The organism is Crossiella sp. S99.2 (genome assembly GCF_023094165.1).
In the GTDB taxonomy this organism is placed as follows: domain Bacteria; phylum Actinomycetota; class Actinomycetes; order Mycobacteriales; family Pseudonocardiaceae; genus Crossiella.
The window spans coordinates 203,673-217,858 of record NZ_JALMDK010000010.1; the positions used below are offsets into that span (position 1 = coordinate 203,673).

Annotated in this window: 16 protein-coding genes; 8 read left to right on the forward strand and 8 right to left on the reverse strand. The window is 70.9% G+C overall.

The window, feature by feature from the left end:
• Nucleotides 1-69: 69 nt before the first annotated feature.
• Genes arsC through MZC64_RS33550 form a run of 4 tightly spaced genes read right to left on the reverse strand, consistent with a single transcriptional unit; the run spans nt 70 to nt 4,315 of the window.
• Nucleotides 70-408: an arsenate reductase (glutaredoxin) gene (gene arsC, locus MZC64_RS33535; RefSeq protein ID WP_247763571.1), complete on the reverse strand. Its 339-nt coding sequence runs from the start codon at nt 406-408 to the stop codon at nt 70-72.
• A 5-nt stretch (nt 409-413) separates the two neighbouring features.
• Nucleotides 414-1,568 carry a Glu/Leu/Phe/Val dehydrogenase gene (locus tag MZC64_RS33540; RefSeq protein WP_247763572.1) on the reverse strand — a complete coding sequence of 385 codons (1,155 nt, stop codon included), beginning with the start codon at nt 1,566-1,568 and terminating at the stop codon, nt 414-416.
• A gap of 12 nt (nt 1,569-1,580) precedes the next feature.
• A complete protein-coding gene (locus MZC64_RS33545; protein WP_308301100.1) occupies nt 1,581-2,741 on the reverse strand; it encodes an FAD-binding oxidoreductase in 1,161 nt (386 codons plus the stop codon).
• Nucleotides 2,738-4,315, reverse strand: coding sequence for an aldehyde dehydrogenase family protein (locus MZC64_RS33550; protein WP_247763573.1), 1,578 nt, complete (start codon nt 4,313-4,315; stop codon nt 2,738-2,740). Before MZC64_RS33550 ends, MZC64_RS33545 begins: the two co-directional genes overlap by 4 nt.
• A 152-nt stretch (nt 4,316-4,467) precedes the next feature.
• On the opposite strand from MZC64_RS33550, the gene MZC64_RS33555 reads away from it, so the two are divergent.
• The gene (locus tag MZC64_RS33555; protein ID WP_247763574.1) at nt 4,468-5,442 is read left to right on the forward strand and encodes an ornithine cyclodeaminase family protein; all 975 of its coding nucleotides are present in this window, start codon (nt 4,468-4,470) and stop codon (nt 5,440-5,442) included.
• A 58-nt stretch (nt 5,443-5,500) separates the two neighbouring features.
• Here MZC64_RS33555 and MZC64_RS33560 read toward each other — a convergent pair whose 3' ends face one another.
• Nucleotides 5,501-5,656, reverse strand: coding sequence for a hypothetical protein (locus tag MZC64_RS33560; RefSeq protein ID WP_247763575.1), 156 nt, complete (start codon nt 5,654-5,656; stop codon nt 5,501-5,503).
• 139 nt (nt 5,657-5,795) lie between these two features.
• Complete coding sequence (locus MZC64_RS33565; RefSeq protein WP_185003781.1) at nt 5,796-5,999, reverse strand: cold-shock protein; 204 nt, start codon at nt 5,997-5,999, stop codon at nt 5,796-5,798.
• Nucleotides 6,000-6,225: 226 nt separating this feature from the next.
• On the opposite strand from MZC64_RS33565, the gene MZC64_RS33570 reads away from it, so the two are divergent.
• Together MZC64_RS33570 and MZC64_RS33575 are read left to right on the forward strand one after the other, a co-directional pair.
• On the forward strand, nt 6,226-7,653 hold the full coding sequence (locus MZC64_RS33570; protein ID WP_247763680.1) for an amino acid permease: 1,428 nt from the start codon (nt 6,226-6,228) through the stop codon (nt 7,651-7,653).
• Nucleotides 7,650-8,207, forward strand: a complete 558-nt coding sequence (locus MZC64_RS33575) for a dihydrofolate reductase family protein (protein WP_247763576.1) — start codon at nt 7,650-7,652, stop codon at nt 8,205-8,207. The genes MZC64_RS33570 and MZC64_RS33575 overlap by 4 nt, the downstream gene beginning before the upstream one ends.
• Here MZC64_RS33575 and MZC64_RS33580 read toward each other — a convergent pair.
• Together MZC64_RS33580 and MZC64_RS33585 are read right to left on the reverse strand one after the other, a co-directional pair.
• Nucleotides 8,195-8,683, reverse strand: coding sequence for a GNAT family N-acetyltransferase (locus MZC64_RS33580; RefSeq protein ID WP_247763577.1), 489 nt, complete (start codon nt 8,681-8,683; stop codon nt 8,195-8,197). The two genes, MZC64_RS33575 and MZC64_RS33580, sit on opposite strands and share 13 nt — an antisense overlap.
• An 84-nt stretch (nt 8,684-8,767) precedes the next feature.
• Nucleotides 8,768-9,448, reverse strand: a complete 681-nt coding sequence (locus tag MZC64_RS33585; RefSeq protein ID WP_247763578.1) for a maleylpyruvate isomerase family mycothiol-dependent enzyme — start codon at nt 9,446-9,448, stop codon at nt 8,768-8,770.
• A gap of 250 nt (nt 9,449-9,698) precedes the next feature.
• Between MZC64_RS33585 and MZC64_RS33590 the strand changes: the two genes are divergently transcribed.
• From MZC64_RS33590 to MZC64_RS33610, 5 genes are all read left to right on the forward strand, one after another.
• The gene (locus tag MZC64_RS33590) at nt 9,699-10,514 is read left to right on the forward strand and encodes an N-acetylmuramoyl-L-alanine amidase (RefSeq protein WP_247763579.1); all 816 of its coding nucleotides are present in this window, start codon (nt 9,699-9,701) and stop codon (nt 10,512-10,514) included.
• A 4-nt stretch (nt 10,515-10,518) separates the two neighbouring features.
• On the forward strand, nt 10,519-12,111 hold the full coding sequence (locus tag MZC64_RS33595; RefSeq protein ID WP_247763580.1) for a phage tail sheath subtilisin-like domain-containing protein: 1,593 nt from the start codon (nt 10,519-10,521) through the stop codon (nt 12,109-12,111).
• A gap of 14 nt (nt 12,112-12,125) precedes the next feature.
• Nucleotides 12,126-12,659 carry a phage tail protein gene (locus tag MZC64_RS33600; RefSeq protein ID WP_247763581.1) on the forward strand — a complete coding sequence of 178 codons (534 nt, stop codon included), beginning with the start codon at nt 12,126-12,128 and terminating at the stop codon, nt 12,657-12,659.
• 92 nt (nt 12,660-12,751) lie between these two features.
• Nucleotides 12,752-13,369 carry a hypothetical protein gene (locus tag MZC64_RS33605; protein ID WP_247763582.1) on the forward strand — a complete coding sequence of 206 codons (618 nt, stop codon included), beginning with the start codon at nt 12,752-12,754 and terminating at the stop codon, nt 13,367-13,369.
• Between the two features lie 563 nt (nt 13,370-13,932).
• Nucleotides 13,933-14,184 carry a hypothetical protein gene (locus MZC64_RS33610; protein WP_247763583.1) on the forward strand — a complete coding sequence of 84 codons (252 nt, stop codon included), beginning with the start codon at nt 13,933-13,935 and terminating at the stop codon, nt 14,182-14,184.
• Nucleotides 14,185-14,186 lie beyond the last annotated feature (2 nt).

The following is a 14,186-nucleotide window of genomic DNA, read 5'->3' on the forward strand; positions in this document are numbered from 1 at the left end:
CCAACTCGCCGTCCAGAACGGCCAACTCGCCGTACGACAACGGCCAACACGGTGTGGGTGGGGGCTGGGTTAGAGGATCTCCTCGATTTGCTGGATTGGGCGGGCCAGGCGGGTGCCCTTGTCGGTGACCACGAATGGGCGCTCGATCAGGATCGGGTGCTCGGCCATCGCGTCCAGCAGCGCCTCGTCGTCCGCCTCGGCCAGGCCCAGCTCGGTGAACAGCTTCTCCTTGCGCCGCACCGCTTGACCGGGGGTGAGGCCCGCGGCCGCGATCAGCTTGGCCAGTTCCGCGCGGGTCGGCGGGGTCTTGAGGTAGTCGATCACGGTCGGCTCGGCGCCGGACTCGCGGAGCAGCGCGAGGGTGTTGCGGGAGGTGCCGCACCGGGGGTTGTGGTAGATCGTCGCCATGCCGGTCATTCTGCCGAGCGGACCCGTGGCAGGCGGCCGCGCAACGCCATGGCGGTGCGCACCCGGTCCTGGGCCAGCCGCATCGCCGCCGCCCGGGGCAGGGTGCCGGTGCGGCGGGACTCGGTGAGCACCAGCTCGGTGTTCGCGCGCATCTTGGCCGCCACCGTGGCCATGATCGCGGCCGGGTCGGGGCGGAACGGGGAGTAGCGGGCGTCCATGGCGAAGGCGGCCGCGACCACGCCGCCTGCGTTGGCGATGAAGTCCGGGACCACCGCGATGCCGCGGTCGGCGAGCAGCTGCTCGGCGGCGGGGCTGGTGGGCAGGTTCGCGCCCTCCACCACCAGGTTCGCCTTGATCCGACCGGCCAGCCGCTCGTCGATCACGTCCTGGATGGCGGCCGGGATCAGCACCTCGCAGTCGACCAGGAGTTCCTCGCCCGCGGCGATCCGCTGCGCGGCTGGGGCGAGTTTGACGCAGGCGTCGCCGTGTTCGGCCCGCTGGGCCAGCCAGTGCGGCACGTCCAGGCCGTTCGGGTCGTGCACCGCGCCCTCGGTGGTGGACAGGGCGACGACGATCGCGCCGAGTTCGTGCAGGCGGCGGGCGGCGGCCAGGCCGACCGCGCCGAAGCCCTGCACCGAGATCCGGCTGCCCGCGGTGGGGCGCTCCAGCAGGCGCAGTGCCGCGTCCACCGATTCGGCCACGCCGTGCCCGGTGACGCCGATCTTGTCGTAGGCCACGCCGCCGAGTTCCTCGGGCACGCCGACCGCGGCGCCCCGGTCGCCCAGCTCGTCCTGGATGATCGCCGCGTCCGCCTCGGTCATGCCCATGTCCAGCCCGGCCACATAGCTGGACGGGATCTGGTCGGCCAGCCGCCGGACGAAGGCCCGCAGCACCACTTCCTTGTCCGGACTGCTGGGATCCCAGCGGATCCCGGCCTTGGCGCCGCCGTGGAACAGGTCGACCGCGGCCCACTTCCAGGTCATCACCCGCGCCAGCCGGGCGATCTCGGCGACGGTGACCCCCGGGGCCATCCGGGTGCCGCCCTTGCCGGAGCCGCGGGCGGTGTTGTCGATGACCAGCACGCCACGCATCCCGGTGCGCGAGTCGGAGACGCTGACGATCTTCTCCGGGCCCCACTCGTCGAACTCGTGCAGGTCCACCCAGGGTTCCTCTCAGACGCAGTTGTGTTCGGGCCGGACCGCGGCCTCGGCGAACCGGCGAACGTCCAAAGCGGACACATCCACCACCGGATCCCGGTGCAGCACAAGGTCGCGCAGCACCTCGCCGATCGCGGGGCCCTGCAGGAAACCGTGGCCGGAGAAGCCGGTGGCGTACAGGAACCGGCTCACCCCGTCGGCCTCGCCGACCACCGCGTTGTGGTCCGGGGTGATCTCGTAGAGCCCGGCCCAGCCGTGCGCGATGCCCACCTCGGTCAGCGCGGGCGCCCGCCGGGACACCGCCGCGCCGAGCCGGGGCAGCCAGGAATCGGTGCGGGACAGGTGGAAACCGAACTGCTCGTCCGGATCGGACATACCCATCAGCAGCCCGGCGCCCTCGCCGTGGAAGTAGAAGCTGCTGCCGAAGTCGATGGTCATCGGCAGCTCCGGCGGCAGGTCCGGGATCGCCTCGGTGACCAGGATCTGCCTGCGCAACGGGCGCACCGGCAGGTCCACCCCGGCCATCGCGCCGACCGCGGCCGACCAGGCCCCGGCCACGCAGATCACCGTCGTGGTGCGCACGGCCCCCTCGTCCGTGCGCACCGCGCGGATTTCCCCGTCCACGGTGTCGATCCCGGTGACCGCGCACTGCCGCCGGATGGTCGCGCCGAGCCCGCGGGCGGCCCGCGCGTAGCCCTGCACCACGGCCTCCGGGGTGCAGTGGCCGTCGGTGGGGGAGTAGGCGGCGGCCAGCAGACCCTCGGTGTCGATCAGCGGCGACAGCCGTTTCGCCTCAGCCACATCGAGCATCCGGCTGGGCACGCCGAGTCCATTTTGGAGGGTCACGCTGGCCTCGAACGCGGCCACGTCGGCCGGATCGTCCAGCAGGAACAGGTAACCGTGCTGGGCCAGATCGATCTCCCCGCCCGGCCGCTCGGCGAAGTTCTCGAACGCGGCCAGGCTGCGCAGGCCCAGTGCGATGTTGACCGGGTCGGAGAACTGCGCGCGCACCCCGCCCGCGGCCCGGCAGGTGCTGCCCGAACCCAGCTCATCCCGTTCCAGCAGCAGGACTTCTGCCCCGGCCTCGGCCAGGTGGAAGGCCGCGCTGACCCCCATCACCCCACCGCCGACGACCACCACATCGGCGGCCGCGGGCAGCGGGGCGCGGCCGGTCACCGCCCGGCCCAGTGCTCGGGCAGCCGGTAGCCCAGCTCCGGCTCCACGGTCGCCACGTCCATCTGCGCCTTCTGCAGCTTGCCGGAGAAGTCCCAGTTCATCGACTGCCAGCGGGTGAACTGGTCCAGCACCCAGATGCCGGACTGCCGGGAACCGTTGCCGGAGCGGCCATTGCCGCCAAACGGCAGGTGCGCCTCGGCGCCGGAGGTGGAGTTGTTGACGCTGACCATGCCCGCGCCGATCCGCTGCCGGAACCGGAACGCCTTGGTCGGATCGGTGGTGTAGATGGAAGAGGACAGACCATAGCCGGGCGCGTTGGCCAGCTCGACGGCCTGCTCGAAGTCGCGGTAGCCGATGATGCCGACGATCGGCCCGAAGGTCTCCTCCAGGAAGATCCGGTCGTCCGGGCGCACCCCGTCCACGATCACCGGGTGGTAGTACAGACCGGCCTCGGCCTCGCCGTGGAAGCCCGCGCGCGGGTTCTCGGCGCTGATCCGGCCGGTGGCGGTGGAGCCGAGCACGGTGTGATGCGGCTGAATCCAGTCCAATGTGGACTCATACGAGTCGGCGAACTTCTGGTCCAGCAACGGTCCGTAGAGGATCGGGCCGTGCGGTTCGCCTACCACCGCGGCGCGCACGGCCGCGTCGAAGCAGCGGGTGAACTCCGCCCGCACGTCCTCGTGCACGATCACCGTGCCCAGCGAGGTGCAGCGCTGTCCGGCCGAACCGAAGCCGGAGAACAACGCGCCCTCCACGGCCAGGTCCAGGTCAGCGTCCTCGGTGATCACCATCGGGTTCTTGCCGCCCAGTTCCAGGCAGGGGGACTGGAGGTGCCGGCCGCACAGCTCGCCGATCTTCTCCCCGACCGCGCTGGACCCGGTGAAACCGACCTTGTCCACCAGCCGCTCTTCCAGGGCCAGCGTGAGACCGTCGAAAGTGGACGGTCCGTCGGCGATCACCAGACCGAGCACCCCGGCCGGAACCCCGGCGCGCCAAGCGAGTTCGGCGAAGGCGGCGGCGCTGGCCGCGGCGTACTCGGCGGGCTTCCACACCACCGCGTTGCCGCACAGCAGCGCGGGCACCAGGTACCAGGAGGGCACCGCGACCGGGAAGTTGCCCGCGGTGATGATCGCGGCCACCCCGACCGGCGCCCGGAAGGTGAACAGCTGCTTGTCCGGCATCTCGCTGGGCACGGTCTGCCCGTAGAGGCGGCGGCCCTCGCCCAGGAAGAAGTCGCAGGTGTCCACGATCTCCTGCACCTCGCCGAGGGCCTCGGCGTAGGGCTTGCCGATCTCCCTGGTGACCAGCCTGGCCAGGGTCTCCTGGTTCGCCTCGACCAGCCGGCCCAGGTTGGCGATCACCCGGCCGCGCACCGGCGCGGGCACCTGCGCCCACTCGGCCTGCGCGCTGCGGGCCACCCTGGCCGCTTCGACCAGGTCCTGGGCGGTGCCGAGCCGGACCGCGGCGACCACCTCGGCCAGGTCGGCGGGGTTGCGGGAGAGATATTCGGTTCCGCTCGTCGGGGTCTTGCCGTCGATCACCGATGCCACCGAGGCCAACGTCGTCGTGTCCACCAGATCACCGTAGGGGCCGGGCCGGGGCGGGCAAGCCGCTCAACGCGCACTCTTGCTCGGGCTCAGCGTCACGGAGAGTTGGCCTCGCGGACCCTGGACACAGGTAGTAACCACGTGGCCGAGCGGCTCGGCTTGTGGCCAGACTGGAGGACATGACGTTGAGCGCGGGACCCGTGGTGCTGAACGAGGCCGAGGTGTCGGCCCTGCTCGACCTCGACGGGGTGATCGACAGCCAGCGCCAGGCGTTCACCGCACTGGGCGACGGCAGCGGCCTGGTCGCGGAGAAGGCGGTGCTGGACAGCCCCGACGGTTCCACCGTGCTCAGCTACCTGGGCCGGGTCTCCACCGCGCACGGCGTGGTGAACAAGGTCGTCAGCGTCCAGCCCGACAACCCCGCCCGTGGCCTGCCCGTCATCACCGCGACCCTGGTCGTCCTGCACCCCCTCACCGGCGAGGTCCTCGCGGTCCTGGCCGGCGGCGGCCTGACCGCGGTCCGCACCGCCGCCGCCTCCGCGGTGGCGGTGGACGCCCTCACCCAACCCACCGCGGGCGACCTGGCCATCCTGGGCTCCGGGGTGCAGGGCCGCTGGCACGTGCGCGCGCTGGCCCGGGTGCGGAAGCTGCGCCGGATCCGGATGTGGAGCCCGAACCGGGAACGCTGCGCCACCACGGCCGAGGAGCTGTCGGCGGAGCTGGGCATCGAGGTCATCCCGGTGCGCGATGCGGCGGCCGCGGTCGGCGACGCGGACCTGGTGATCGCCGGGACGCTCAGCCACACACCGGTGGTGCCGACCGCCGAGGTGGCCAGGGGCGCGACAGTGGTCAGCGTCGGGTCCTTCGCGCCGGACCGGCATGAGCTGGATCAGGCGTTGCTGGACCGGGCGGACAACGTGGTGGTCGACCACGTGCGGACGGCGACCGGGCATGCCGGGCCGATCATCCGGGCGGTGGCGGACGGGGTGCTGCGGGAGGGGGACCTGACCTCGCTGGGGGAGGTGCTGTGCGGGACCCGGCCTGGGCGGCGGCGGCCGAGTGACGTGGTGGTTTACAACAGCGTGGGGCTTGGGGTGCAGGACGCGGCGGCCGCGGCGCTGGTGTTGTCGCGGCATCACGCGGCCAAGCGCTAGCAGCGGGCCCACCCCCGTGACCAGCTCGAACCGCTCGGAGACCCGGGTGAGGCGTGGGTCACACCGGCCGGGAAAGTCCCCCGATCGGGGTGCTCCGGCCGCCTCGGGACCCGGCAGCCGCGGTCGGCGGCGGGCGGCTGGGTGCGCGGCCGGGTGCGCGGCCCAGCGCTGCCGGAGCGGCCCGGACCGCATCGGCCAGGCCCCGGCGGCGCATGCACACTCCTCTAACCGGAGGTGATCTCCGCTTCCTGTGAGGAGATGCGGAGGGGTACCCCGTTTTCTCCGGACGAAAAAGCCGGACTGTCAAAAACTGCGACAGCCCGGCTTGCCTGACGTCAGTCAGACCACCGAAATCAGTGTCCGGTGACGTTTTCAGCCTGCGGGCCCTTCGGGCCCTGGGTCACGTCGAACGTGACCTTCTGGCCCTCCTGGAGCTCCTTGAACCCGGTCCCGTTGATCGCCGAGAAGTGCACAAAGACGTCAGGGCCGCCCTCGTCCTGAGCGATGAAACCGAAACCCTTTTCGCCGTTAAACCACTTCACACTACCGGTTGCCACAAATCCTCCGACGCTAAAAATCAAGCTAACGACCGAACCATACCCCGCCGGAGCGATTTCGGATATTCCACCACCGGATTGTGTGCTTGCGCGAGCGCTGCTGTGCCTGAGCGTGAGGGTTCGTCGCGCTCAGTCGCCTTCCCCCGAGGCCCGCCCGGCGGCCAAGCTCCGGGGCACGGTGTGACCTGGCACACGAAGGGTGAGTGATCGCGTGGGCGACGGATTGCTGGGCACGGGGCCGCGCGGGATCTTCCGGCGCACGCTGCCTCCCCTGGAAGACACCGGGCAGCCGCGGATGGCCAAGGTGCTCGGGCTCGGACAGCTCACCCTGATCGGGGTCGGCGCGATCATCGGGGCCGGGATCTTCAGCCTGGCCGGTGCGGTGGCCCGCGATGTGGCCGGGCCGGCGGTGCTGATCTCGTTCCTGATCGCGGGCGCGGCCTCGGTGTGCGCGGCCTTCGCCTACGCCGAGTTCGCCGGCATGGTGCCGCGCGCCGGGTCCTCCTACACCTACGCCTCGGCGGTGCTGGGCGAGGTGGTGGGCTGGATCATCGGCTGGGACCTGTTGCTGGAGTACACCGCGATCGTGGCCGCGGTCTCCATCGGCATGTCCGGCTACGTCGGATTCCTGGTGGAGCGCATGGGAATCGAGCTGCCGGTGTGGATGATGGGCGCACCGGGCACCGGCGAGGGACACCGGGTGGACCTGGTCGCGATGCTGATCTGCCTTGGCGTGGCCTGGTTGCTGAACCGGGGCACCCGGACCTCGGCGCGGGTGGATGTGGTGCTCACCGTGGTCAAGATCGCGGTGGTGCTGCTGGTCATCGTGGTCGGACTGACCCAAGTGGACAGTGCGAACCTGGAACCGTTCGCGCCCTTCGGTTTCGGCGGTGCGGTGGCGGGTGCGGCCACGGTGTTCTTCGCCGTGTTCGGCTACGACGCGCTGAGCACCGCGGCAGAGGAATCCAAGCAGGCGCAACGGCATCTGCCCAAGGCGATGCTGCTGTCGCTGGGCATCTGCATGGTGCTCTACGCGCTGGCCTGCATCGTGCTGACCGGGATGGTGCACTACACCCAGGTCGACCCGGCGCGCGGGTTCTCCGCGGCGTTCGAGGCGGTCGGGCTCGGCGGGGTCGGCACGGTGATCGCGGTCGGCGCGGTGCTGGGCATCGTCACGGTGAGCTTCTCCTTCATGATGGGCGCCTCCCGGCTGTGGTACGCGATGAGCCGGGACGGCCTGATGCCGCGCTGGTTCGGCGCGCTGCACCCGCGCCGCCAGGTGCCGCACCGGGCGACCTGGATCATCGGCGGGGTGGCCGCGGTGCTGGCCGGGCTGCTGCCGGTGCGCGAGGCGGCCGAGCTGACCAACATCGGCGTGCTGTTCGCCTTCGTGCTGGTGTGCCTGGCGGTGGTGGTCATGCGCTACCGCAGGCCGGACCTGCCGCGCGGGTTCCGCTGCCCCGGCATGCCGGTGATCCCGTTGCTGGGCGTGGGTTTCTCGGTGTGGCTGATGACCTTCCTCAAGGCCGAGACCTGGTGGCGGTTCGGGCTGTGGCTGTTGATCGGCCTTGTCGTCTACCTCGCCTACAGTTACCGCGCCACCCGGAAAGTCGTCCCCGGCGGCTCGGTCGATCTCGGCATACTGGAGCGATGAGAAGGCTCCTCTTTTCGATGGGCATGTCCGTGGACGGCTGCTACGAGGGCCCGGACCGGGAGATCGACTGGCACCGGGTCGACGAGGAACTGCACCTGCACATGAACGAGCAGATCCGGCAGTGGGGCATGTTCCTGCACGGCCGGGTCACGCACGAGCTGATGGCCGCCCACTGGCCCACCGCCGACACCAACCCGGAGGCCGGCCCGGCGGAGACCGAGTTCGCCGGGATCTGGCGGGACATGCCGAAGTGGGTCTACAGCAGCAGCCCGGTCAGCACGGAGTGGAACACCACGGTCAAACGCGAGGTCGACCCGGCCGAGATCCGCGCGCTCAAGGAACAGCCCGGCGGCGACATCTGCGTCGGCGGCCCGAACCTGGCCCGCGCGTTCCGGCAGCACGACCTGATCGACGAGTACCGGGTCTACGTGCACCCGGTGCTGCTCGGCCGGGGCCGCCCGCTGTTCCCGGAACTGGACCTGAGCACGGACCTGCGGCTGGCCGAGAGCCGCAGCTTCGGCAACGGGGTGGTGCTGCTGCGCTACGAACGCTGAGCGGCCGGGCGGCGCACCAGGTACAGGTCGATCGGGTCCTGTGTGTCGACGGTGAACCCGTGGCGTTCGTACAACCGGTGGGCGGCACTGCCGCGCAACACGTTCAGCCGGACCAGCACGCCCTCGGCGTCGGCTCGGGCCAGCAGCGTGCGCAGCACGGCCGAGCCGATCCCCCGGCCCTGCAGGCCCGGCGCGAGGTAGAAGTGCTCCAGCCACCGCGCGTCCCCGTCCGGGCGCACCGTGACGCTGCCCGCGAACGCGCCGTCGACCTCGATGATCGAGGTGTGCCGCGGGTGGAAGGAATCCCGCAGCCGCTGCCGGACCCGGTGCTCGTCGAAGATGCCCAGCCGTTCCAGGTCCGGGCGCAGGACACTCGCCCGCAGCTCCGCGATCGCCTCGACATCGGCGGGCTCGGCGGCACGCAGCGCCCAGCCGGCGGCCAGCTCCGGTCGTGGCCCGCTCGCTCTGGTGTCCATGGCCGGGAGTCTCAGCGGCCCGGGATGACCACGCAACGAGATTTCGCGGCCGCCCGAGCCGGATCGGGGTGATCGTGCGGGGAACTACCCGAAGACCGGCAGCCGGGCGGCGAAGCGGCCGGCGGTGCGGCGCTGGAAGTCGGTCAGCGGCACCCGGCCGGTGCCGGCCAGCACCACCACCTCGTCGTCGAGCGCGGGCAGGATCGGCGCGCCCGCCAGGGATTCCACCGTGGTGCGGGCCAGCTTCAGCGCGGCGGGCGCGGGCGGCGGCAGGGTCAGCTCGTGCTTGAGGTCCAGGTGGTGCACGGCCACCTCGACCGCCCAGGTGGCCAGGAAGTCCCCGGAGGCCAGCACCTTGCCCTGGAACCGGACGGTGGCCGGCGGCAGCGCGCTGACCATCCTGGACACCGCGTCCGCGGTCGGGCGCAGGTGGCCGAGCAGGCCGGTGGGGCGGCGGTAGGCCGAGGTGAGCCTGCGCACGTACTGGATCTGCCCGATCCGGTCCGCCTCGTTGTCGTTGCCGGGCAGCCTGCCCTGCCAGTAGCCGGCCGCGTCGGTGTCCGGCTCCGCCTCGGTGGGGGAGACCAGGCCCAGCAACATCTCCTGCAGGCCCAGGTGCACGTGCGCGATCACGTCGCCGACCGTCCACCCGTGACACCGGCTGGCGGCCAGCATCCTGGTGTCGTCCAGGGTGTCGCAGACCGCCAGCAGCGCGGAGAGCGCTTCGAGGAAGGCCGTCTGGCCGTCGTGGTGATCGACGCGCATGCGGCGCACTCTATCGGGTGGCGATCGCTACGTACATTTACGTACAACCCCTAGCGGAATTCCTGCTCGCACGCCTTTTCAGGCTCGGCCGACTTCCCGATGGGGCAGCCGTTCCCGCAATTCCTTGTCGGGTCCGGTTTTCTCCCCGACCCTCGGTGTCAAGCCGCGCTACGAGTGAATTGGACGCACAACGTCCGGTGCGCGAGGGGATGGGGGTTGTGACATGGCAAGACTGCTTTGGCTGCCCGATGTGCTTCGCGGCGCCGGGCTGAAGGTTTCCGAGGTCAACGGCTGGCGCACCAGGGGCGCGGACGGAATGCGCGACCTGCGCGGTGTCCTGTTGCACCACACCGCCGGGCCGCGCGCAGGGAACTATCCGTCGCTGGGCACCGTGTTGAACGGCAACTCCTACACGCCAGGACCATTGGCGCAGCTGGGACTCGGTCGCGACGGGACGTGGCTCGTCATCGCATCCGGCCTGGCCAACCATGCCGGCGAAGGCGACTGGCCGGGGCTGCCGAAGAGCAACGCGAACCCGTACATGATCGGGGTGGAGGCAGAGTCGGCGGGCGAGCGGCCGTATGACTGGACCGCGGCCCAGATCGAGGCGTATCCGCGTGGGGTGGCCGCGTTGCTGCGGCATATCGGACGTGGTTCGGAATGGGCCATCGCGCACAAGGAATGGGCTCGGAATAGGGTCGAGAGAAAGAAGATCGATCCGGCAGGCTGGCCAGGTGACATTTCGGGATTCAGGGCGAGTGTGGCTCGCTGGCTGAACAACCAAGGAGACGATGTGAGCTACGACGACGCCTATCGGGCCGTGCGCGACATCCTCAACGAGGAGTTCGACAACCCGAACAACAGCGGCAGGAAAACCAATCTTCGCGCCCAGATCTCGCACAGCGACTGGCGCACTGACTACACCATCAGCCAGCTCACCGGCCGCATCGCCGGCCTGACCGAGGCGGTCGGCCAGCTCGCCCAGGGCCGCCAGGTCGACGTCGCCGCGATCACCCAGGCAGCCGAGGCCGGGGCCCGCCAGGCCCTTGGCCAGGGCCAGGGGTGACGTGATGCCGGTCCAGCCGACCTATCCGGGCGTCTACATCAACGAGCTGCCGAGCGCGGTCCGCACCATCACCGGCGTGCCGACCTCGGTCGCGGCCTTCGTCGGGGCGGCGCTGCGCGGCCCGGACAACAAACCGGTGCACATCACCAGCTTCGCCGACTACACCGCCACCTTCGGCGCCCTGCACGCCACCGTTCCGCTGAGCCACGCGGTCTACCAGTTCTACCTCAACGGCGGCAGCGAGGCGGAAATCGTCCGGCTGGTCGGCACCGGCGCGGCCAGGTCAACGGCCACCTTCGACACCCTGACGCTCAACGCCGCGGGCGCGGGCGCCTGGGGCGACCGGATCCGCTTCCGGGTCGACCACGACACCGCCACCGGCGCGGCCACCCTCTACAACCTCACCGTCCGGGACAACGGCACCGGAGCCGAGGAGCGCTACCTCAACGTCTCGACCAACGCGGCCGATCCGCGCGCCCTGCACAAGGTGCTGCGGGCCTCGGCGCTGGTGCAGCTGCCCACCGGCACCGAGGGACCCACCACCCGGCCCCAGGAGCACCCTGACCCGCCCGAGGGCGTCGACCCGCTCGCCGACCCGACCCCGGCGCCCCCGCCGGCGACGCCGGAGCAGGAAGCGCCGCCGGTGTACTCGACCCCGCTCGGCGGCGGACAACCGGGTGGCGCGCTCACCGCGGCCAGCTACACCGGGGACCAGAACACCAAGACGGGGCTCTGGGCACTGGACCGCGCCGACATCTTCAACATGCTCTACCTGCCCGGCATCAGCGAGGACGGGAGCCTGGGCGGCGCGGTCTATCCCGTTGCCGCCGACTACTGCCAGAAGCGCCGGGCGATGTTCATCGTGGAGACCACGAAGTCGGTCAAGACGGTGAGTGACGCGGTTACCGCCGCCACCGGAAACCCGTTCGGCATCGGTAGCGAACAGCGCAAGAACGTGGCCGGCTACTTCCCGTGGGTCAACCTGGCCGACCCGGCCGAGGAGGGCGGCGTGCGCGAGTTCCCGCCCGGCGGCGTGGTCGCCGGGATCTGGGCCCGCACCGACGCCCAGCGCGGCGTCTGGAAGGCCCCGGCCGGCACCGAGGCCAGCCTCAACGGCGTGCAGGAGCTGACCGCGAACCTCACCGACACCGAGCACGGCAGGCTGAACCCGTTGGGGCTCAACTGTTTGCGCCAGTTCCCGGTGACCGGCAACGTGGTCTGGGGCGCGCGCACCCTGGCCGGCGCGGACCGGCTGGCCGACCAGTGGAAGTACCTGCCGGTGCGGCGGCTCGCGCTGTTCCTGGAGGAGAGCCTGTTCCGTGGCACCCAGTGGGTGGTCTTCGAGCCCAACGACGAGCCGCTGTGGTCCTCGGTGCGGCTCAACGTGGGCGCGTTCATGAACACCCTGTTCCGCCAGGGCGCGTTCCAGGGCCAGACGCCGCAGCAGGCGTACCTGGTCAAGTGCGACCGGGAGAACAACCCGCAGAACGACATCGACCGCGGGATCCTCAACATCCTCGTCGGGTTCGCCCCTCTCAAACCGGCCGAGTTCGTGCTGATCAACATTCAGCAGCTCGCCGGCCAGGTCCAGGTGTAGGAAGGAACACGGCCATGCCACAGGCGAACCCCAAGACCACGCGGGTCGACCCGTACAAGAACTTCCGGTTCCGGGTGAAGTTCGGCGACGGCGACTACATCGCCGGGATCTCCAAGGTCACCGGCTTCACCCGGACCACCGAGGTGGTCAAGCACCGCTCCGGCGGTGACCCGTCGCTGAGCTACAAACTGCCCGGCCGCACCGACTACGAGGCCATCACCCTGGAACGCGGGGTGACCCTCGACCCGGAGTTCGAGAAGTGGGCCAACAAGGTCTGGAGCTTCCGCAACGCCGCAGGCGGGGTGGAGACCTCGCTGAAGGACTTCCGCCGGGACCTGCTGATCGACGTCTTCGACGACGGCGGCCGCAAGGTGCTCTCCTACGAACTGCACAAGGCGTGGGTCTCGGAGTACAAGCCACTGTCCGATTTGGACGGTAACGCGAACGCGGTGCTGATCCAGTCGATCAAGCTGGAGCACGAGGGCTGGGTGCGCGACGATTCGGTGGTCGTGGCCGCGGACAACAGCTTCGACGACCCGACGGGCTGAGCCGATGCTCACCGAGGCCGAGGTGCTCTCGCTGTGGGAGGCGGGGCTCGGCCAGCCACCCGTGCGCCGGTCGCTCGCGCTGGCCGTCGCCGGTGGCGCGGGACCGGCCGGACGAACTGACCGTGGGACAGCGCGAGGGACTGCTGTTGTCCTTGCACGAGAAGGGCTTCGGCGGTGCGCTGCCCTGCCAGGTGGCCTGTCCGGCCTGTGGTGAGCAGTTGGCACTGACCGTGGACGTGACCGAGTTGCGCGCCGACGCGCCACCCCGGGAGTCGGCCACGCTGCTGGCCGACGGGGTGGAGGTGGAGTTCCGCCCGGTGCAGTGCGCGGACCTCCTTGCCGTGTCGGCGGAAACCGGTGACGCCCGGCTGGCGTTGCTGCGGCGCACGGTGGTCGCGGCCCGGCGTGACACGGAGGAGATTCCGGTTGCGGCGCTGGGAGATTCGGTACTGGAGGCGATCGCGGGCGCACTGCCCGAGGTCGACCCGCAGGCCGACATCTCCCTGGCGCTGGACTGCTCCGGGTGCGGTCACGCCTGGCTGGCGCCCTTCGACGTCGGCGGCTACCTGTGGGCCGAGATCGAGGCTTGCGCGCACCGGTTGTTGTTCGACATCCACGCCCTGGCCTCGGCCTACGGCTGGACCGAGGCCGAGGTGCTGTCGGTGAGCCCGGCGCGCAGGCGGTTCTACCTGGAGGCGGGGGCGTGGTGAGCGGGGATCTGGCGGGCAGGCTGGTCGGCGGGGACAGCCTGACGGTGCGGCCGCTGCTGCCGTCGGTGTTCGAGACACCGGTGGCGCTGCGGCACGAACCGGAAGAACGGCCGGGCCTGGCCCGGACCGATGATGGCGGGCGGGCGCCGGGTCGACCGGCCGAGCACCCGGGGTCTGTTGTGCCCGCCCGTCATCAGCACAGTGCTCCGGGTGGTCCGGCCTTCCCAGTAGAACCGGGCCATCCGGTTGGCCCGGCGTCGCCGCAACCGTCGGCGACGCCGGGTACCCAACCTCGGGCGCCGCGGCCGGAGTCCGGTGGGACGCCGGAGCTGTCGTGGCCCGTGCACCCGGTCGCGGCGCCGAGGTGGAACGAATCCCTGGTGCGTAACGAAAAGCCCGAAGTCGCGGATCAACCGGTGCCGCCTGGTCGACCCGGTCCGCTCAGGTCACCGCGCCTAGCGGCGGAGCACCGCGGCGACCCGGTCGCGCTCGACCCGCCGGGGCATGCGGCAGTGCTGGATCGCCCTGGACCGGTCGACGGCCCCCGGGAATCGGCTGCGCCGGTGGTATCGCCGCGTCCGACCGCGCCGGGATATCCCGTCGCCGAGGTCTCCGGTCCGTCGCCCGTACCGCCCAGCCCGGTTCCGCCCGCCAACCCGCCGCGCCAGCCCCGCCGTCCCACCGTGCACATCTCCATCGGCCGGATCGAGATCCGCGCCCAGCAAGCAGAATCACCGAAACCTCAGCGCACCACTGGTTCCCGCCGCAACGTCCTGGAACTCGACGACTACCTGCGAACCCGGAAGGGAGGCTGACC

Bases quoted from the DNA above. Each gene is read 5' to 3' on its own strand.
- MZC64_RS33575 (WP_247763576.1), top strand. From the start codon at position 7,650: ATGAGAAGGCTCCTCTTTTCGATGGGCATGTCCGTGGACGGCTGCTAC.
- MZC64_RS33555 (WP_247763574.1), top strand. From the start codon at position 4,468: ATGACGTTGAGCGCGGGACCCGTGGTGCTGAACGAGGCCGAGGTGTCG.
- MZC64_RS33585 (WP_247763578.1), bottom strand. From the start codon at position 9,448: ATGCGCGTCGATCACCACGACGGCCAGACGGCCTTCCTCGAAGCGCTC.
- MZC64_RS33595 (WP_247763580.1), top strand. From the start codon at position 10,519: ATGCCGGTCCAGCCGACCTATCCGGGCGTCTACATCAACGAGCTGCCG.
- MZC64_RS33580 (WP_247763577.1), bottom strand. From the start codon at position 8,683: ATGGACACCAGAGCGAGCGGGCCACGACCGGAGCTGGCCGCCGGCTGG.
- arsC (WP_247763571.1), bottom strand. From the start codon at position 408: ATGGCGACGATCTACCACAACCCCCGGTGCGGCACCTCCCGCAACACC.
- MZC64_RS33600 (WP_247763581.1), top strand. From the start codon at position 12,126: ATGCCACAGGCGAACCCCAAGACCACGCGGGTCGACCCGTACAAGAAC.
- MZC64_RS33560 (WP_247763575.1), bottom strand. From the start codon at position 5,656: ATGCGCCGCCGGGGCCTGGCCGATGCGGTCCGGGCCGCTCCGGCAGCG.